The organism is Hymenobacter rigui (genome assembly GCF_003944715.1).
Classification (GTDB): Bacteria; Bacteroidota; Bacteroidia; order Cytophagales; family Hymenobacteraceae; genus Hymenobacter; species Hymenobacter rigui.
On sequence record NZ_RWIT01000014.1, the window covers coordinates 71,918 to 92,786 of the forward strand.

General features: G+C 64.5%; 10 protein-coding genes and 1 pseudogene. All 11 read left to right on the top strand.

Features of this window, described 5'->3' with window-relative positions:
• The first annotated feature begins 9 nt into the window (after window positions 1-9).
• The 11 genes and pseudogenes from EI291_RS18570 (at window position 10) to EI291_RS18620 (ending at window position 20,814) form a co-directional block, all read left to right on the top strand.
• Window positions 10-1,644, top strand: coding sequence for an alpha-L-fucosidase (locus EI291_RS18570; RefSeq protein WP_125423580.1), 1,635 nt, complete (start codon window positions 10-12; stop codon window positions 1,642-1,644).
• Window positions 1,645-1,998: 354 nt separating this feature from the next.
• Window positions 1,999-4,230, top strand: coding sequence for a family 43 glycosylhydrolase (locus EI291_RS23235; RefSeq protein ID WP_125423583.1), 2,232 nt, complete (start codon window positions 1,999-2,001; stop codon window positions 4,228-4,230).
• Between the two features lie 86 nt (window positions 4,231-4,316).
• A complete protein-coding gene (locus EI291_RS18580; RefSeq protein WP_125423586.1) occupies window positions 4,317-6,206 on the top strand; it encodes an NPCBM/NEW2 domain-containing protein in 1,890 nt (629 codons plus the stop codon).
• Between the two features lie 35 nt (window positions 6,207-6,241).
• The gene (locus tag EI291_RS18585) at window positions 6,242-7,249 is read left to right on the top strand and encodes a glycoside hydrolase family 43 protein (RefSeq protein WP_125423589.1); all 1,008 of its coding nucleotides are present in this window, start codon (window positions 6,242-6,244) and stop codon (window positions 7,247-7,249) included.
• A 39-nt stretch (window positions 7,250-7,288) separates the two neighbouring features.
• Window positions 7,289-9,235: a glycoside hydrolase family 97 protein gene (locus EI291_RS18590; protein WP_125423592.1), complete on the top strand. Its 1,947-nt coding sequence runs from the start codon at window positions 7,289-7,291 to the stop codon at window positions 9,233-9,235.
• Between the two features lie 18 nt (window positions 9,236-9,253).
• Window positions 9,254-10,414 carry a glycoside hydrolase family 88/105 protein gene (locus EI291_RS18595; RefSeq protein WP_125423595.1) on the top strand — a complete coding sequence of 387 codons (1,161 nt, stop codon included), beginning with the start codon at window positions 9,254-9,256 and terminating at the stop codon, window positions 10,412-10,414.
• A 69-nt stretch (window positions 10,415-10,483) separates the two neighbouring features.
• On the top strand, window positions 10,484-13,072 hold the full coding sequence (galB, locus tag EI291_RS18600; RefSeq protein ID WP_205701632.1) for a beta-galactosidase GalB: 2,589 nt from the start codon (window positions 10,484-10,486) through the stop codon (window positions 13,070-13,072).
• A gap of 372 nt (window positions 13,073-13,444) precedes the next feature.
• A complete protein-coding gene (locus EI291_RS18605; RefSeq protein WP_125423598.1) occupies window positions 13,445-16,627 on the top strand; it encodes a glycoside hydrolase family 2 TIM barrel-domain containing protein in 3,183 nt (1,060 codons plus the stop codon).
• Window positions 16,628-16,867: 240 nt separating this feature from the next.
• Window positions 16,868-17,800, top strand: a pseudogene (locus EI291_RS23560) (BNR repeat-containing protein); the annotation flags it as partial.
• 474 nt (window positions 17,801-18,274) lie between these two features.
• Window positions 18,275-19,072 carry a glycoside hydrolase family 16 protein gene (locus tag EI291_RS23565; protein ID WP_125423674.1) on the top strand — a complete coding sequence of 266 codons (798 nt, stop codon included), beginning with the start codon at window positions 18,275-18,277 and terminating at the stop codon, window positions 19,070-19,072.
• 41 nt (window positions 19,073-19,113) lie between these two features.
• Window positions 19,114-20,814: a sodium:solute symporter family transporter gene (locus EI291_RS18620; RefSeq protein ID WP_125423601.1), complete on the top strand. Its 1,701-nt coding sequence runs from the start codon at window positions 19,114-19,116 to the stop codon at window positions 20,812-20,814.
• Window positions 20,815-20,869: the final 55 nt, after the last annotated feature.

Sequence of the window (20,869 nt, forward strand, 5' to 3'; positions counted from 1 at the left end):
CCACCTTCCATGAACCGTCGTGAACTACTGAAAAGCCTGGCGCTGGCTGCTCCGGCCGCTTATTTCCCCGGTGCCCTGCTGAGCCGGAGCCGGCCGGCTGCTTCCGCCGCCCCGCGCTTCGAGCCGACCTGGGAATCCCTGGCGCAGTACCAGGTACCCGACTGGTTTCGGGATGCCAAGTTTGGGCTGTGGGCGCACTGGGGGCCGCAGTGCCAGCCCGAGTCGGGCGACTGGTATGCCCGGGGCATGTACGAGCAGGGCGGCTGGCAGTATAAGTCGCACCTGGAGCACTACGGCCACCCTTCGAAAGTAGGCTTCAAGGACATCATCCGGGAGTGGAAGGCCGAATCCTGGAACCCCGACGAGCTGGTGGGCTTTTACCGGCAGGCCGGCGCGCAGTACTTCGTGGCCCTGGCCAACCACCACGACAACTTCGACCTCTACCAGAGCAGCCACCAGCCCTGGAACTCCACCCGCCTCGGGCCGAAAAAGGATTTGGTGGGCGGCTGGGCCAAGGCGGCCAAAAAGCACGGCCTGCGCTTCGGGGTGAGCGTGCACGCCGCCCACGCCTGGAACTGGTACGACACCGCCCGTCAGGCCGATAAAACCGGCCCGTTGGTCGGCGTGCCCTACGACGGCTGCCTCATCGCCGCCGACGGTAAAGGGCAGTGGTGGGAGGGCCTCGACCCGCAGCAGCTCTACGCCCAGAACCACGCCCCCAGCGGCCCCGGCTCCATTCACCGGCAGTGGGACTGGGCCGAAGGCGCCAGCCAGCCCGACGCGGCCTACTGCGAGAAGTTTTACCGCCGCACCGCCGAGTTACTCGACAAATACGAGCCCGACCTGGTGTACTACGACGATACCGCCCTGCCGCTCTGGCCCGCCAGCGACGTGGGGCTGCGGCTGGCGGCCTACCAGTACAACACCAGCATCCGCCGGCACCGGGGCCGCAACCAGGCCGTCATTACCGGCAAGATCCTCACCGAGGCGCAGCGGCGCTGCCTGGTGTGGGACATCGAGCGGGGGCAGAGCCAGCAGACCGAGCCGCTGCCCTGGCAAACCTGCACCTGCCTGGGCGAGTGGCACTACAACCGCGGCGTATATGACCGGCACGGCTACAAAAGCGCCCAAACGGTGGTACAGACGCTGGTGGACGTAGTGAGCAAAAACGGCAATCTGCTGCTGAGCGTGCCCGTGCGCGGCAACGGCACCATCGACGAGCAGGAGCGGGCCATTGTGGCCGAAATCGGGCGCTGGATACAGGTGAACGGCGAGAGCATCTACGGCACCCGGCCCTGGGGCGTGTTCGGCGAAGGTCCGGCTCAGGCACAGGCGGCCGCCCTCAGCGCCCAAGGTTTCAACGAGGGTAAAGGAAAAGCCTTCGGGGCGCAGGATATCCGCTTCGCTACCAAGGGCGACGTGCTCTACGCTACCGCCCTAGGCTGGCCCACCGATGGGCAGCTGCTCATCACCTCCCTGGCCGCCGGCAATGCGCTGCGCCCGCAGCCGGTGCGCCGCGTGGAGCTGCTGGGTCAGGCCGGGCAGGCGCTGATCTTCGAGCAAACGGCTCAGGGTCTGAGAGTGCAGTTGCCCGCCCAGCCCCCGGCGGCCGGGCTGGCCTACGCCTTCAAAATCACCGGGTAAGAGGTGGTATGAAGGTTAATGGTTTATAGACTTTCTAGACCGTCATGCTGAGCCCCGCGAAGCATCTAAGCTAGTTCCCCTCCTTGGAAAGGAGGGGTTAGGGGTGGTTGATGCTGTTAGAACGATTGCTAGAGTTAGATCAAAAAGTCGTTCAACGATTGTCAACCACCCCTAACCCCTCCTTTCCAAGGAGGGGAATTAGTTACCAATTCTGATGTGCAGCTTGGCCTGGCTACTGGCTCCGAAACGGTCAAAGTGGGGGGTGAAATTCGCCAGCGGCGCTTGGTATGATGGCGTTTGCCCGGAAAAAGCGGTTTTTCGTGGAGCGTCCTTCCTGCCGATTTCCCACCCGCCATGTTGCTTACTCCCGTTTCTACCGTTGCCCATCGGGGCACTCGTTCTAATCCGTTTGTCGCCCCTGGCAGCAGCTGGCTGCGCCGGACTGCTCTTGCAGCGCTGCTGCTGCTGCTTGGGGTGGCAACGGTTCTGCCCGGCTTCGCCAAAGGCCCCAAGCCACCCAAGCCCACGGCCTACCTATTCGTGTACTTCACCGGCAACGACAAAAAGGAAGAAGCCATCCGCTTTGCCCTGAGTCCCGACGGCTACCACTACCGCGCCCTCAACGGCAACCGGCCGGTCATCAGCTCGGCCGCCATCAGCGAAACCGGCGGCGTGCGGGACCCCCACATTCTGCGCGGGCCCGACGGGCAGTTCTATATGGTGGCTACCGACATGGTATCGGCCAAGGGCTGGAGCTCGAACCGCGGCATGGTGCTGCTCAAGTCCAAGGATTTGGTGAACTGGACGCACAGCGCCATCAACTTCCAGCGGCGCTACCAGGGCCAGGAAAACCTGCTGCGGGTGTGGGCCCCGCAAACCATTTACGACGTGCAGGCCGGCAAGTACCTGGTGTACTTCTCGCTGAAGCACGGCGACGAGCCCGACAAAATCTACTACGCCTACGCCAACCGGGACTTCACCGACCTGGAAGGCGAGCCGAAGCAGCTGTTCTTTTCGCCCACCAACGGCTCCTGCATCGACGGCGACATTGTGGCCCGGGACGGCAAGTTTTACCTGTTCTTCAAAACCGAGGGCCAGGGCAACGGTATCAAGGTAGCCGTGTCGGATAAGCTGACCAGCGGCTACGTGCTGCGCGACGAGTACGTGCAGCAAACCAAGGACGCGGTAGAGGGTGCCGGCACCTTCCGGCTCAACGGCTCCACCGACTACATCCTGATGTACGACCGGTACATGAGCGGCCAGTACCAGTTTACCCGCACTTCGGACCTGCGCACGTTCCGGGTGGTGGATGGCGAGGTGAGCATGAACTTTCACCCCCGCCACGGCACCGTGCTGCCCATCACCGAGCAGGAAGCCGCCCGCCTGGCCGCCCGCTGGCTGCCGGCTACCGAGCCGCTGCTCACAGCCCGGAACCCCGCCATCCGGCCCAACAACACCGCCGTGGATAGCGCCGCCCGTCAGGTGCGCTTCCTCGTGAAGCCCGGCACCAACCTCAAAGCCCTCGACCCGCAGTTCCGGCCCATTCCCGGCACCCGCCTCACGCCCGGCGGTCCGCAGGATTTCTCAAAAGGCCCCGTGCGCTACACCGTGCGGGTAGGGGAGCGGCCCGCCGAAACCGTTACCGTATCGGCCACCGAAACCCACAACCCCGCCCTGGGCGGCTACTTTGCCGACCCGGCCATCATCTACGCCGAGAAAACCGGCAAATTCTACCTCTATCCCACTTCCGACGGGTTTACGGGCTGGTCGGGTACGTATTTCAAGGCGTTTTCCTCGGCTGATTTGGTGAACTGGCAGGACGAGGGCGTGATACTGGACTTGCCCAAGGACGTGAGCTGGGCCAAAAAGAACGCCTGGGCCCCGTGCATGCTGGAGCAGAAAAAGGCCGCCGGCTACCGTTACGCCTACTATTTCTGTGCTGAGCAGAAAATCGGCGTGGCGTTTTCGGACAGCCCCACCGGGCCGTTCAAGGACTCCGGCCAGCCGCTGCTGGATAAGCTGCCCGAGGGCGTAAAGGGCGGCCAGCAGATTGACCCGGCTGTATTTCACGACCCGCAGAGCGGCAAAAACTACCTGTACTGGGGCAACGGCTACATGGCCGGCGCCGAGCTGAGCGACGACCTGACGAGCCTCAAGCCCGGCACCATCCGCGTACTTACGCCCGACAACACCTTCCGCGAGGGCGCCCACGTGCTGTTTCGTAACGGCACTTACTACTTCATGTGGAGCGAGGACGACACCCGCAGCCCCAACTACCGGGTGCGCTACGGCACGGCCAACACGCCACTCGGCCCCATCACCGTGCCGGCCAACAACCTGGTGGTGAGCAAGGACGCGGCCAGCGGCATCTACGGCACCGGCCACAACAGCACCATCCAGGTACCCGGCCGCGACGAGTGGTACCTGGTGTATCACCGCTTTTCCTTCCCCAATGGCATTACCATGGGCGACGCCGCCGGCTACAACCGGGAGGTGTGCATCGACCGGCTGGAGTTCAATCCCGATGGCAGCATCAAGCCCGTGACGCCCACGCACGCCGGGATTCAGCAGGTGAAGGTGAAATAGCCGGTCGTTTATGCCGCTGCGGCTGCCGGCTTGTCCGGTGGTCTTGGCCTTACTTCTGTTCGATTTCTCACGCCTCCCACCTCCCCATGTCGTTCCGTTTCACCTCCCTTGTTGCCGCGCTGGCGGGCGGTCTGCTGCTTGGAGCCCCGGCCGCCGCCCAGCAACGGACTAAGCCAACGGCCCTGACGCCCGCCTTCCGCACCTGGGCCGCCACGCCGCCACTGGGCTGGAACAGCTGGGACTGCTACGGTCCCACCGTGACCGAGGCCGAAACCAAGGCCAACGCCGACTACATGGCCCGGTACCTGCGGCCCTTCGGCTGGGAGTACGTGGTGGTGGACATCCGCTGGTACGTGGGCAACGACACCGCCCACGGCTACAACGAGGAAAATCCCGACTGGAACCTCGACCAGTACGGCCGCTTCGTGCCCGCGCCCAACCGGTTCCCCTCGGCCGCGGGCGGGCAGGGCTTCAAGCCCCTGGCTGATTACCTGCATAGTAAGGGGCTGAAGTTCGGCATCCACATCATGCGTGGGGTGCCGGTGCAGGCGGTGTTGCGCCAGTTGCCCATCAAAGGCACCCAGCTCACCGCCGCCGACATCTACTCCAAAGAAGGCCAGTGCCAGTGGCTGCGCGACATGTATACCGTGGTGGCCGACCGCCCCGGCGCCCAGGAGTACTACAACTCCCTGTTCGAGCTGTACGCCAGCTGGGGGCTGGATTTTGTGAAGGTGGATGACCTGTCGGAGCCCTACCACGCCGCCGAAATCGAGCTGATCCGCAAGGCCATCGACCGTACTGGCCGGCCCATCGTGCTGAGCATGTCACCGGGCGAAACGCCCATTGCCAACGCCCCGCACGCCCAGCAGCACGCCAACATGTGGCGCACCGTGGGCGACTTCTGGGACAGCTGGGACCAACTTAAGGAGCACTTTGCGGTGTGCCAGCGTTGGGCACCCTACAGCCGCCCCGGCAACTGGCCCGATGCCGACATGCTGCCGCTGGGTCGCCTGGGCATCCGGGCCGAGCGGGGCGACGACCGGATGACCCGCTTCACCCGCGACGAGCAGCGCACCCTGATGACGCTCTGGAGCATGGCCCGCTCCCCGCTTATGTTCGGCGGCGACCTGCCCAGCAACGACCCGTTCACCCTCAGCCTGCTCACCAACCGGGCCGTGCTACAGGTAAACCAGCGCAGCACCGGCGGCCGCCAGCTCTGGCGCCGCGGCGACCTGGTAGCCTGGACGGCCCACGACCCCGCTTCCGGCGACCAGTACCTGGCCCTGTTCAATGCCCAGGACCAGCAGCCCGCCCCGGCCAGCGCCGCCGCCTGGCGTAGTGAGCCCATCACCCGCCAGCATCCGCAGCAGGAGGTAAACGTGCAGCTGAACGGGGCGAAAAAGCTCTACCTGGTAGTGCGCGACGGGGGCGACGGCTCGGCCTGGGACCACGCCGACTGGCTCAATCCCCAAATGCACCGCGGCACCGAAGCCCTGCCGCTCAGCGGGCTGACCTGGCAACAGGCCACCGCCGGCTGGGGCAAAGTCAGTCCGGGCAAAAGCGTATCGGGCGGGCCGCTGCGGGTAGGGGAGCAGACGTATGTTGATGGCATCGGAACCCACGCCAGCTCCATTATTGAGTACGACGTGCCGGCCGGCTGCACCCGCTTCACCGCCACCGTGGGCCTCGACCGCGCGGCGGCCGGCCAGAACACCGGTGGTACTTTCCAGGCCCTCGTGTTCACCCAAAACCCCATGCTGCCCCCGCCCGCCGACTCGGTGCGCATATCGGTAGCCCTGCAGGAGCTGGGCTTGCTCGCCGGCACCACGGCTACAGACCTGTGGAGCGGCCAAAGCGCGGTGGTGAAGGGCGCAGAGCTGGCTCCCTACGTGCGGCGGCACGGCGCGGTATTGTACCGCCTGAGTGCGCCGAAAAGTGCACCACGGAAAACGCCAGTAACCGGAGCCAAGCTGTAAATAGGATGATACACACCGTATATCAACTAGGAAGTATGACGCGAAAGGTTGCGAAATGGCTAGCATTAGCCGCTCTACTAGCTCCGGCTACGGCCCGGGCCCAGCGGGCGACACCGCCGGTTATTCGCCAGAACCTGCCGCTGGATTCCATCCGGCTGAGTGACCCGTTTATCCTGGCTGATGCGAAAACTCATCAGTATTACATGACGGGGACCGGCGGCCTGCTCTGGAAAAGCCCTGACCTGAAGCGCTGGAGCGGTCCGTATACTGTGGCCCAAACCGACCCTGCTTCCTGGATGGGGCCGAAACCGATGATTTGGGCGGCCGAGATTCACCCCTACAAGGGCAAGTATTACTACTTCGCCACCTTCACCAACCCGGCCATCAAGATTGACACCGTGCAGGGCCAGGTGATTGAGCGCCGGGCCTGCCACGTGCTGGTGGCAGACCGGCCCGACGGCCCCTTCCGGCCCATGCGCGACGCCACCTACCTGCCCGCCACCATGCCCACCCTCGATGCCACGCTGTGGGTGGATAAGGACCAGAAGCCCTATATGGTGTACTGCCACGAGTGGCTGCAGAACCAGAACGGCACCGTGGAGAAAATTGCCCTGAAGCCCGACCTGAGCGGTACTGTGGGCAAGGGGAAGGTGCTGTTTCGGGCCAGTGAAGCGCCCTGGAGCCGGGAGAACCCGCGTACCGGCCCGGTGCGCCCTAACAAGGTTACCGACGGGCCTTACCTGTTCCGCACCGGTACTGGCCGGCTGGGCATGATTTGGACCAGCTGGGTGTACGACCAATACACCCAAGGCGTGGCCTACTCCCAAAGCGGTACCCTGGATGGCCCCTGGACCCAGGAACCGCAGCCCATTACCCCGCCCAACTACGGTCACGGCATGCTGTTCCGCACCTTTGAAGGCAAGCTGTTGATGTCCTTGCACAGCCACAAGGATATCAACGGGGACTACCACCGCGTGCCACACCTGTTTGAGGTGAGCACCGCGGGCGACAAACTGGTGCTGGGCCAGCCCTACCGGCCGTAATCGTCGGGCGTATCTTTCACCTGAACCCGGATGCTGCTTATGCGCCTGCTATTCACGCTTGGTTTCTGTTTGCTGACTGCTGCTGTTTGGGCCCGCCCGAGCAGGTCTGGGCCGGCTGCGCCCGTGCGCGTGAGCAGCCCCAACGGCACCGTGCAGGTCACTATTGAAGTGGATGAACAGGGCCGGCCCACGTACGCCGTGCGCTACGGCCGCGCCGAGGTGCTGCCCGCCTCGCGCCTGGGCCTGGTGCTGGCCGGCGCCGACCTCAGCCAGGGCCTCACCCTGCAAAAGGCCGAAAAGGTGGAAGCCGTGGCCGACGACTACCAACTCAGCACCGATAAGCGCGCACGGTGCCGCTACCGCGCCAACCGCCGCGTGGTGCGCTTCCAAGGAAAAGGTGGCCCGCATCTGAGCGTGGTGTTCCAGGTTTCCGACAACGGGGTGGCGTTTCAGTACCTGCTCGAAGGCCCGGCCACGGAGGTGCAGCGCATCACCCGGGAGGCTACCACGTTCCGGCTGCCGGCCGGGGCCATCGGCTGGCTGCACCCCCACGCCAAAGCCCAGACGGGCTGGGCCAAAACGCAGCCCTCGTACGAGGAATATTACCAGAAGGGCGTGGCCGTCGGCACCGCGTCGCCGCTGGGGGAGGGGTGGTCGTTTCCGGCCTTGTTTCAGGCCAACGGACACTGGCTGCTGCTCACTGAGGCCGGCATGGGCCGTAACTACTGCGGCTCTCACCTAGCCCACGAAGCGCCCAACGGGGAGTACGCCGTTGCCTTCGCCCAGCCCGCCGAGCGCACCACGCCCGAGGCGCCCGTGACGCCCGAAGGCCGTCTGCCCTGGCGCACGCCCTGGCGCGTTATCGTGCTGGGCAACTCGCTGGCACCCATTGTTGAATCGACCTTGACCACGAACCTGAGCGCCCCGGCACCGGCTGCGACCAAGCTGGCCGAAGGGGGCAAGGCCTCGTGGTCGTGGGTGCTGCTGGGAGATAAGAACACCACCTACGAGGTGCAGCGCCGCTTTATCGACTACGCCGCCGACATGCGTTGGGGCTACTGCCTGGTGGATGCGCTGTGGGACACGCAGATCGGCTACGACAAGATGCAGGAGCTGGCCCGGTACGCCCGCAGCAAAAACGTGGGTCTGCTGGTGTGGTACAACTCCAACGGCAGCTGGAACGAAGCCCCGCAGACGCCAAAGAACATCCTCTTCGACCCCGAAACGCGCCGCCGGGAATTTGCCCGCATCAGGCAGATGGGCATTGCCGGGGTCAAAATCGACTTTTTCGGCGGCGACGGGCAGTCGTTTATGAACTACTACCAGGACCTGCTGACCGATGCCGCCGCGGCCGGGCTGCTGGTGAACTTCCACGGCACTACCATCCCGCGCGGCTGGCAGCGCACCTACCCCAACCTGATGACCATGGAGGCCGTGCGCGGCTTCGAGTTCCTGACCTTCGACCAGCAGAACACCGACCAGGAAGCCACGCACTGCGCCACCTTGCCCTTTACCCGCAACGCCGTGGGCCCGATGGACTTCACGCCGGTGTGCTTCTCGGAAATTCCGGGCAAGCAGCGCCGCACCTCCAATGCCTTCGAGCTGGCGCTGTCGGTGCTGTTTCAGTCGGGCATTCAGCACTACGCCGAAACCGACGAGGGTATGGCCCGGCAGCCGGCCTACGTGCAGAGCTTCCTGCGCCAGCTGCCCGCCGGCTGGGCCGACGTGAAGCTGCTCGACGGCTTCCCCGGCGAGTACGCCGTGCTGGCCCGCCAGGCTCCCGACGGCCGCTGGTACGTGGCCGGCATCAACGCCACCGACCAGCCCCGTGAGCTAACCCTCGACCTTGCCAAGCTGGACTTAAAATCAGGTGTCCTGATTTTTGATGGCGAAACCAACCGCCAGTTTGCCACCCGCTCCCTCAACGGCTCCACGCTACGCCTGACTCTGCCGGCCCGGGGCGGTTTCGTGGTGCAACCTCAGTAATCTACTTCAGCCCGTTCTATGACCCGTTTCTCCGCCTACCTGCTCGGTGCCGCCCTGCTGCTGACGCTACCCACCGGCTGCGCGTCCTCGAAAACTGCGGCTTCTAACGTCACTGCGCCCCAGCCCCAAAAGGCCGACGTGCTGGCCCTGATTACCAAGGTGAATGACCACTGGCAGGCCGCGCACCCACCGCAGGAGCGGGCGTTCTGGGATGTGGCCGCCTACCACACCGGCAACATGGCCGCCTACGCCACCACCAAAAACGAGAAGTACCGCCAGTACTCCGAAGACTGGGCCGTGCACAACCAGTGGAAGGGCGCCACCTCCGACGACAAGGCCCGCTGGCAGTACAAGCCCTACGGCGAGGCTCCCGAGTTCGTGCTGTTCGGCGACTGGCAGATCTGCTTCCAGACCTACGCCGACCTCTACGCCCTCCGGCCCGAGCCCCAGCGCATTGCCCGGGCCCGCGAGGTGATGGAGTACCAGATGAGCACCGACAAGAACGACTACTGGTGGTGGGTGGACGGCCTCTACATGGTGATGCCGGTGATGACCAAGTTGCACAAGGCCACCGGCAACCCGCTGTACCTGCAGAAGCTGCACGAGTACTTCAGCTACACCAACAGTCTCATTTTCGATGCCGAAACCGGCCTGTACTACCGCGACGCCAAGTACGTGTACCCCCAGCACAAATCGGTGAATGGCAAGAAGGACTTCTGGGCCCGCGGCGACGGGTGGGTGTTTGCCGGTCTGGCCCGCGTGCTGCAGGATTTGCCCCAGAACGACCCGCACCGCGCCGAGTACCTGAGCAAATACCGCGGCCTGGCCGCCGCCCTCAAAGCCGTTCAGCAGCCCGAGGGCTACTGGACGCGCAGCCTGCTGGACCCCGCCCACGCCCCCGGCCCCGAAACCAGCGGCACCGCCTTCAACACCTTCGCCTACCTCTGGGGCATCAACCACGGCGTGCTGAGCAAGAAGGAGTACCTGCCCACGGCTATAAAGGGCTGGCAGTACCTCACCACCACCGCCCTACAGCCCGACGGCGCCATCGGCTACGTGCAGCCCATCGGCGAGAAGGCCATTCCCGGCCAGGTCGTCAACCAGAACTCCACTTCCAACTTCGGCGTGGGCGCTTTCCTGCTGGCCGCCAGCGAAATGGTGCGCTACGCCGATAAGTAGAGTATTAGCCGGCGCAACCAACCCTCGGCTGGCAACTCTTTTTCCGTTGTTTCTTCTTTTCTCCGCACTGTGTTTTCTACCCCTTTTTACCGCGCCCTGTTGGGCCTGACTTTGGGCACCGGCCTGCTGCTGATCAGCGGCCCCGCCGCCCAGGCCCAAACCCGCCGCGAATACCTGCTCACCACTGATTGGCGCTTCAGCAAAGGCAACCAGCCCGACGCGGCCAACCCCAAGTTCAACGACGCCAGGTGGCAGCGCGTGCAGGTGCCGCACGATTGGGCCATTTACGGGCCGTTTGATGGCAACAACGACCTGCAGACGGTGCAGATTGAGCAGAACCAGGAGCAGCAGGCCACCCAGAAATCGGGGCGCACGGGCGGGCTGCCATTCATTGGCACGGGCTGGTACCGGCGCAAGCTGGAGGTGCCGGGCTTCGGGGCCGGGCAGCGGGCGGTGCTGGTGTTTGATGGGGCTATGAGCGACGCGCACGTGTTCATCAATGGCAAGGAAGTGGCCACCTGGGCCTACGGCTACAACTCGTTCAGCGTCGACATCACCGAGGCCATTCAGCCGGGCAAGGACAACGTGCTGGCCGTGCGCCTGCAGAATCTGCCGGAACAGTCGCGCTGGTACCCCGGCGCGGGCCTGTACCGCAACGTGCACCTCATTGTGACGCCCGAGGTGCACATCCCAGTGTGGGGCACCTACCTGACCACCCCGGAAGTCACCGCCGACTATGCCCGGGTGAAGCTGACCACCGAAGTATCCGTGCCTGCGGGCCGCGTAATCGGCCGCGAAGGCGCTAAGATCAGCGTGCGGGGCAGCCAGGACGAGCACATTGGTCGGGGAGCTTTGCAGAAAGCCCTGTTTTTACGCCTCGATACGGAACTGCTGGACGCCAGCGGCCGGGTGGTGGCCCACAGCAGCACGCCGCTGCAAAGCGGCCTGCCCACGTGCGAGCAGGCGTTTACCATTGTGCAGCCCCAGCTATGGAGCCCGGAAACGCCGACGCTGTACACGGCCGTTTCGCGGCTGTACCAGCAGGATGCGCCCGCCGATACCACCTACCGGCTGGTGGATGAATACAAAACGCCCTTCGGCATCCGGTCCTTCAAGTTTGAGGCGGGCAAGGGCTTCTCGCTGAACGGGCAGCCGCGCAAGTTCAAGGGCGTCTGCAACCACCACGACTTGGGCCCGCTGGGCACGGCCATCAACGTGGCCGCTTTGCGCCGGCAGATTACTCTGCTCAAGGACATGGGCTGCGACGCCATTCGTACCTCGCACAACATGCCCGCCCCGGAGCTGGTGCAGCTCTGCGACGAAATGGGTATCATGCTCATGCTGGAATCCTTCGACGAGTGGAAAACGCCCAAGGTGAAGAACGGCTACAACCTCCTGTTTGATGAGTGGGCCGAAAAGGACCTGGTGAACCTAGTGCGCCACTACCGCAACAACCCCTCGGTGATTATGTGGAGCATCGGCAACGAGGTGCCCGACCAGAGCGTGCCCGGCGGCGGCAAGCTGCTCAAGCGCCTGCAGGACGTGGTGCACCGCGAGGACCCCACCCGGCCCGTGACTATGGGCATGGACCGTATTGACGACGCCCTCAAGAACAACTTTGCGGCGGTGCTCGACATTGCGGGCTTCAACTACAAGCCCCACCGCTACCCCGAAGCCCAGGCCAAGCTACCCCAGGGCGTGCTGCTGGGCTCCGAAACGGCTTCCACGGTGAGCAGCCGGGGCGTGTACAAATTCCCGGTAGAAAAGGCCAAGCAGAAGAAATACCCCGACAACCAGTCGTCGTCGTACGACCTGGAAGCCTGCGTCTGGTCGCAGACGCCGGACGAGGAGTTCGTGCAGCAGGACGATTTGCCCTACGTCGCCGGGGAGTTCGTGTGGACCGGTTTCGACTACCTCGGCGAGCCGACTCCTTATGACGAAGTGTGGCCCTCGCATAGCTCCTACTTCGGCATTCTGGACTTGGCCGGCCTGCCCAAGGACCGGTTCTACCTCTACCGCGCCAAGTGGAACCCCACTGCACCCACCTTGCACCTACTGCCCCACTGGACCTGGCCCGGCCGCGAAGGCCAGACCACGCCGGTATACGCCTATACCAACTACCCCTCGGCCGAGCTGTTTGTGAACGGCGTGAGCCAGGGCCGCCAGACGAAAGCCACTTCCGCCCAGCCCCAGACGCGCTACCGCCTGATGTGGAACGACGTGAAGTACCAGCCCGGCTCCATCAAAGTGGTGGCCTACGACGCCGCCGGCAAAGCCGTGGCCGAGGAGGAAGTGCGCACCGCCGGCCAGCCCCACCACATCCGGCTGGTAGCCGACCGCACCGCCCTCACCGCCGACGGCCAGGACCTGGCCTACGTGACGGCCCGGGTGGAGGACGTCCAGGGCAACCTCTGCCCCGACGCCACCAACGAACTGCAGATGGAGGTAAAGGGGGCCGGTCGCTTCCGCGCCGTAGCCAACGGCGACGCCACCAGCCTGGAGTTGTTCCACCAGCCTCACATGCATGCCTTCCACGGCCAGCTCGTGGCCACCGTCCAAACCACCGATAAGGCCGGTCCGCTGACGCTGAAAGTAAGTGGCAAAGGGCTGAAGCCGGCTACCGTACAGCTGCAGTCGGCGGCCGTTGCGGCGAAGTAGAGGTAATCCTTGTCATCCTGAGCAGCGCGAAGGACCTTATCACGCTAGGACAAAGCATTTCAGCGCGGTAAGGTCCTTCGCGCTGCTCAGAATGACAGTTTATAGGTATTTCAGCCACCATCAGCCCAGCCGCCAAAAGCCTCCCGACCCCCCCGCTGGCTAGCCCAATACCCAAAACCACCGGCCTTCCAGGGTTGCGGATATTCTTGTAAACCCACTGGCTCTGATGGTCCTGACGAATCTGCCCCCCGCATTCTGCGGAATTACCCCCGCGCCGGGGCGGCTCGGTCTGCTAGTATTGCTGAAGGGTTTTTGACGCCTGGTCCGCACGTCGGGCCTGGCGCTCCGCTTCCGCCTCTCCACCCGTTTGCCATGCTCCATTCTCGCTTCCTGACCGCCCTTCTCGTCCTGGGCAGTGGCCTGGCTTCCGCCCAGACCGCCGCCCCCAACGAGTGGGAAAACCCCCAGCTCATTGATGAGCACAAGGAAAAGCCCCGCGCCTCCTTTATGCTCTTCGACAAGGCCGCCGACGTGGCCACAAATGACTACGCCCGCTCCGGCTACTTCCAGAGCCTGAACGGCACCTGGAAATTCCACTACGCCCCGCGCCCCGCCGAGCGGCCCACCGACTTCGCCCCGGCTAGCTTCAACGATGCCGGCTGGAAGACCATTGCGGTGCCCTCGAGCTGGGAGGTGCAGGGTTTCGGTACGCCCATTTACACCAACATCACCTACCCATTCCCGCGCAACGCTCCCTTCATCGACGGGCGCGACAACCCGGTGGGCACCTACCGCCGCACGTTTACGGTGCCGGCCGGCTGGGCCGGGCGCGAGGTGCTGCTGCACTTCGGCTCCATTTCGGGCTACGCGGTGGTGTATGTAAACGGGCAGCGCGTAGGCATGAGCAAGGTGGCCAAGTCGCCGGCCGAGTTCGATATTACCCAATACCTGAAGCCCGGCGACAACCAGCTGGCCGTGCAGGTGCTGCGCTGGCACGACGGCAGCTACCTGGAAGACCAGGACTTCTGGCGCCTCTCCGGCATCGACCGGGACGTGTACCTGACCTCATTGCCCCAGCAAACCATCTGGGACGTTTTCACCCACGCCGACCTCGACCCCAGCTACCAGCACGGCCAGTTCGCGGCCGACGTGACGGTGCGCCAGTTCCAGGGCTCGGCCGCGCCGGCTAAGCTGCTGGTGGAAGTGTTGGATGCCGCCGGTAAAACGGTGCTGCGCCAGCAACAGGCCGTGCCCGCCGCCTCGGGGGCCGGGCAGCAGACGGTGAAGTTCAGCGGCGGCAGCATCCGGAACGTGCGGCCGTGGTCGGGCGAGACGCCCACGCTCTACCAGTGCCGCTTCACGCTGCAGGACGCGGGCGGCCGGACGCTGGCCCAGACGGGCACGCGGGTGGGTTTCCGCAAGGTCGAAATCAAGAATGCCCAGCTGCTGGTGAACGGCCGAGCTATTGAAGTGCACGGCGTAAACCGCCACGAGCTGGAGCCCACCACCGGCCGGGCGGTAACGGAGGCCGGCATGCGCCGCGACCTGGAGCTGATGCGCCAGTTCAACATCAACGCCATCCGCACCTCGCACTACCCCAATGACGAGCGGTTCTACCAGCTCTGCGACGAGCTGGGCTTTTACCTAGTGGACGAGGCCAACATCGAAACCCACGGCTACGGGGCCGAGTTGCAGGGCTGGTTCGACAAAACACAGCACCCGGCCTACCGCCCCGAGTGGGCCGCCGCCCACATGGACCGCATTGAGCGGCTATTGGAGCGCGACAAAAACCACCCTTCCGTCATCATTTGGAGCCTGGGCAACGAGTGCGGCAACGGCCCGGTATTTCATGACGCTTATAAGTGGCTGAAGCAGCGCGACCCTTCGCGCCCGGTGCAGTTTGAGCAGGCCGGCGAAAACGAGAATACCGACATTGTATGCCCGATGTACCCCGGCATGGAGTCGATGCGCCGCTACGCCGCGGCCACCGATAAAACCCGGCCCTACATCATGTGCGAGTACTCGCACGCCATGGGCAACAGCTCGGGCAACTTCCAGGAATACTGGGACCTGATTCGCAGCAAGCCCCACATGCAGGGTGGCTTTATCTGGGACTGGGTGGACCAGGGCCTGCTGACCCGGACCACCGACGGCCGCCCGTTCTACGCCTACGGCGGCGACCTGGGCGGCTACTACCGCCAGAACGACGAGAACTTCTGCGCCAACGGCCTCGTGGCCGCCGACCGCACCCCGCACCCTGGCCTCTACGAGGTGAAGAAGGTGTACCAGGATATCCGCTTCAGCGCTGCCCAGCCCGCCTCGGGCCGCCTGACGGTGCGCAACGGCTTCACCTTCCGCAACCTCGACGGCTACAACTTCCGCTGGGAGCTGCTGCGCAACGGCGTGGCGACGAAGTCGGGCAGCTTTGAGATGAAAAAGCTGGCGGCCGGCCAGCAGAAGGAAGTGGCCCTGTCGCTGCCCGCCCTGAAAGCCGAGCCCGGCGCCGAGTACGTGCTCAACGTGTTTGCCACCACCAAAACCGCCCAGCCTTTGCTGCCCGCTGGCCACGAGGTAGCCCGGGAGCAGTTCCGTCTCACGCCCGCCGCCACGTACTTCGCCGCCGCGCCGGCTTCGGCTGCCGGTACCCTGGACGTGAAGCGCGACGGCGACAAGCTGACCTTCACGGCCGGCGACGTGCGCGGCGAGTTCAACACCCGGCAGGGCCGCCTGACGGATTACCGCCTGAAAAACCAGTGGGTCATCGGCGGTTACCCCGAGCCGTATTTCTGGCGCGCCCCCACCGATAACGACTTCGGCAGTGGCATGCCCCAGGGCCTGAGTGCCTGGCGCTCGGCCCACGCCGCCCGCAAGGTGCAGCGCGTGACGGTAGGGGAGCAGTCGGCCGCCGGCCTGCCCATCAAGGTGGAGTACCAGCTCACCGACATCAACGTGCCCTACACCGTGGACTACCTCATCGGCACCGACGGTGCCATTCAGGTAACCGCCGCCATCGACCTGGCCGGTCGGGAGCTGCCCGAGCTGCCCCGCTTCGGCATGCGCCTGGAGGTGCCCCGACAGTTTGGCCGGGTGCAGTACTACGGCCGCGGCCCTTGGGAAAACTACGCCGACCGCAACACCACCACTTTCCTGGGCGTGTACCAGGATACGGTGGCCCGCACGCTCACCAGCAACTACATCCGCCCGCAGGAGTACGGCTACCACACCGATATGCGCTGGCTCACGCTGACCGATGCTGCCGGCCGTGGCCTGCGCGTGGAAGCCGCCGGCCAGCCCCTGAGCTTCAGTGCCCTGCCCGTGCGCACTGAGGACCTGGACCCCGGCCTGAGCAAGAAACAGCAGCACCCCACCGACATCAAGCTGCGCGACCAAACCACCCTGCACATCGACCTGGCCCAGCGCGGCGTGGGCGGCGACAACAGCTGGGGCGCTCTGCCCCACGATGCATACCGCCTCACCGCCAAGCAGTATCGCTACAGCTACACCCTGCGCCTGCTCGACGCCCCGAAACCCAGCCCGAGCGTCGGCCGCCGGTAAGGCCTCACCCCCCGGCCCCCTCTCCAGGAGGAGAGGGGGAGCCAGGAGTCAGCACCGGGGCACATTGCGGCGGCTTGGGCCTCCGCAGCCCGCGGCTGCCGGATTTCTGCCTCAATTGTAGTGCCGGACCATCCATATCAAACTGTCAAATAGCCCGTTCCACGTCCGCATCGTTGCTGACCTCTGGCTCCCCCTCTCCCCCTGGAGAGGGGGCCGGGGGGTGAGGCAACTTCCCATCCCATGAATCACCCCGCCCGCCTGCTGCTTGCTTTGCTTACTATCTGTCTGCTGACGGTAGCGGCTGTGGCCCAAACGCCGGTTGGACTGGGCTGGGCGAAGAATAACGTGAATGGGGCCGTGTTCCGCAAGAACTCGGTGGTGACGCACCAGCGGGAGCAGTACACGGCCTACTATGATTCGCTGGGGTACGTGGTGCTGGCCAAGCGCCGTTTGCCCGCCGGGGCCTGGCAGACGCAGCGCACGCCCTACCAGGGCAACGTAAAGGACGCCCACAACGTCATCAGCCTGATGGTGGACGGCGCGGGCTTCGTGCATCTGTCCTTCGACCACCACAACAACCCGCTGCGCTACTGCCGGGGCAAGGCCGCTGGCTCCCTGGAAATGGGCCCGCTGGAACCCATGCTCGGTACCCGCGAGCAGAAGGTAACCTACCCCGAGTTTCACCGCTTCCCCAGCGGCGACCTGCTGTTTCTGTACCGCGACGGGGGCAGCGGCAACGGCAACCTGGTGCTGAACCGCTACGAGCTGAAAACCCGCCACTGGACCCGCCTGTACGACGTGCTCATCGACGGCGAGGGCCAGCGCAACGCCTACTGGCAGGCCTGCATCGACGCGCGGGGCACCATCCACGTGTCGTGGGTGTGGCGCGAGTCGCCCGATGTGGCCTCCAACCACGACATGGCCTATGCCCGTTCCATGGACGGCGGCCGCACTTGGCAGCGCAGCACCGGCGAAGCCTACCAGCTGCCCATCACCGCCGCCTCGGCCGAGTACGCCGCCCGCATTCCGCAGAACAGTGAGCTAATCAACCAGACCAGCATCACCGCCGACGCGGCCGGGCAGCCCTACATAGCCACCTACTGGCGGCCCCAGGGCACGCAGGTGCCGCAATACCAGCTGATTTACCTCGACGGCCGGAGCTGGAAAACCCTGCAGATTTCGCAACGCAGCACGCCGTTCAGCCTGAGCGGAGCCGGCACCAAAAAGATACCCATTGCCCGTCCCCAGCTGTTGGTAACGAGCCAGAAAGGCCGCACCGCTGCCTACCTCATATTCCGCGACGCGGAGCGCCAGGACCGCGCCTCTCTCTCCATTTGCCCCGACCTGCGCCAGCCGCAGTGGCGCATCACCGACCTGACCACCAGCAGCGTGGGCAACTGGGAGCCGAGCTACGACACCGAGCGGTGGCGGCGTGACGGGGTGCTGAGCCTCTTCGTGCAGCGCACCGGCCAGGGCGACGGGGAGCGGCTGGAAAACCTGCCCGCCCAGCCCGTGTACATCCAGGAGTGGCAGCCGACTTCGGCCCCCACCGGGGCCGCCGGCTGGAGCCTCAGCAGCACCGACCCAACAGCCGCCCCTGCCAGCGGTGCGGCGGGCGCAACGACTACCACTGAAGCCACCCAGCCGCTGACCAAAACCGCCACCCCAACCAGCTACCCGGGCTGGAACCTGGTGTGGGCCGACGAGTTCAACCAGGACGGCCGGCCCGACCCGCAGAACTGGCAGTTTGAGAACGGTTTCGTGCGCAACCATGAGTTGCAGTGGTACCAGCCCGACAACGCCCGGGTGGCCGACGGCCTGCTCGTCATCGAGGCGCGCCAGGAAAACCGGCCCAACCCCGACTACCAGCCCGGCAGCCCCGACTGGCGCCGCAGCCGCCCCACCATCGAATACACCGCCAGCAGCCTTAATACCAGCGGTCGGCAGCAGTTTCAATTTGGCCGCTTCGAGATGCGCGCCCGCATTGATGCGCGCTCCGGCCTCTGGCCCGCGTTCTGGACGCTGGGCGTGAAAGGGGAGTGGCCCTCGAACGGCGAAATCGACATTATGGAGTTCTACCGGGGCAAGGTGCTGGCCAACGTGGCCTCGGGTACGGCCAAGCGCTACTCGGCCAAGTGGCACAGCGAAACCAAGCCCGTCGCCGACTTTCCTGACCCGGCCTGGGCCAGCAAATTTCACGTCTGGCGCATGGACTGGGACGCCCAGGCCATCCGCCTCTACCTCGACGACGAGCTGCTCAACGAAACCCCGCTCACCCAGACGGTGAACCAGGACGGCACCGGCCTCAACCCCATGCTGCAGCCCCACTACCTGCTGCTGAACCTGGCCCTGGGCGGCGACAACGGCGGCCCGCTCACCGGCACCACCTTCCCCAACCGCTACGAAGTCGACTACGTGCGCGTGTACCAGCGGCCCACCCGCTGAGCGCCCTTCATCTGTTCATTCTCTTCTCTTTTTCACAGCATATGCCCCAACATCTTACCGCCCTCGATTTAGCGGTGTTCTTTGTGTACCTGGTGGGCGTGGGTGCCTACGGGTACTACGTGTACCGCAGCAAGCAGAAAACCCAGCTCGATACCAAAGACTACTTTCTGGCCGAAGGCTCGCTGACGTGGTGGGCCATTGGGGCCTCGATGATTGCCTCCAATATTTCGGCCGAGCAGTTCATCGGTATGTCGGGTAACGGCTTCACGGTGGGCGTGGCCGTGGCCGCCTACGAGTGGGTGGCCGCCATTGTGCTCATCATTGTGGCGGTGTTCTTTATGCCGGTGTATCTGAAGCAGCACATCTACACGATGCCGCAGTTTCTGGAGCAGCGCTACAACGCCACGCTGAGCCTGGTAATGAGCATTTTCTGGCTGTTCCTGTACGTGCTGGTAAACCTCACGGCCATTCTGTACCTGGGCGCGCTGGCCATCAACAACCTCACCGGCGGCGGCAATTTCCACGCCATCATCGTGGCCCTGGCCGTGTTTGCCCTGCTGATTACGCTGGGCGGCATGAAGGTAGTGGGCTACACCGACGTAATTCAGGTGCTGGTGCTGCTGGCGGGTGGGTTGCTGACGACCTACATTGCCCTCACCATGGTAAGCCAGCATTTCGGGCTGGGCAACAACATCCTGGCCGGCTTCAACGCCATGATGACCGACGCTAACGACCATTTCCATCTGATGTTCGACAAGCCTGGGCCCAACTCGCCCCAGGTTGACGTGGACAAGTACCTGATGCTGCCGGGCCTGGCCATGTACGCCGCCGGCCAGTGGATTGTGAACCTGAACTACTGGGGCTGCAACCAGTACATTACCCAGCGCGCCCTCGGGGCCGACCTCAAAACGGCCCGCACCGGTATCCTGTTCGCCGGTCTGCTCAAGCTCATTATGCCCGTTATTGTGATGCTGCCCGGCATTGCGGCCTACGTACTCTATAAGAACGGCGGCCTGCAAATCGAAATGAACTCCGGCGGGGCATTCAACCCCGATAACGCCTACTCGGCCATCCTCACCTTCCTGCCCAACGGCCTCAAGGGCCTGAGCTTGGCAGCCCTCACGGCGGCCATTGTGGCCTCGCTGGCCGGTAAAGTCAACTCCATCTCCACCATCTTCACCCTCGACATCTACAAGCGCTACCTCAACAAAGAGGCCCCCGAGGCCAAGCTGGTGTGGATTGGCCGCGTAACGGTATTTGTGGCCATGCTGCTGGGCGTGGCCCTCACCTGGGAAGATTTGCTGGGCATCGGCAGTGCGGGCGGCTTCACCTACATTCAGAAGTACACGGGCTTCATTTCGCCCGGTATTGTGGCGGTGTTTGTGCTGGGCATGTTCTGGAAGCGCACCACTGCACCGGCCGCCATTGCCGGTATTCTGGCGGGTTTCCTGCTGTCGGTGTTTTTCAACAACTACGCCCCCAGCGTATTCGGTCACGAAACGCTATTCTACACGGCCTTTCCCAATGGCAAAGGCGGCTACGAAATTCCCTTCCTCATCTGCATGGGCCTGTCGTTTGCCTTCACCTTCGTGCTGATGGTAGCCATGAGCCTGGCCGGCCCGGTGGTGAATGCCCGCGCCCTGCACATCGACGCCCGCTTGTTCCGCGTCAGCAGCCAGACGCTCACGCTCATTGTGGTAACGCTGCTGTTGATTTCGGCCCTGTACATTAAGTTCTGGTAACGCACCCGCGGAGCTGCCCTGAAGTCGGGGCGGCTTCGCGGCTGTACTGCCCATT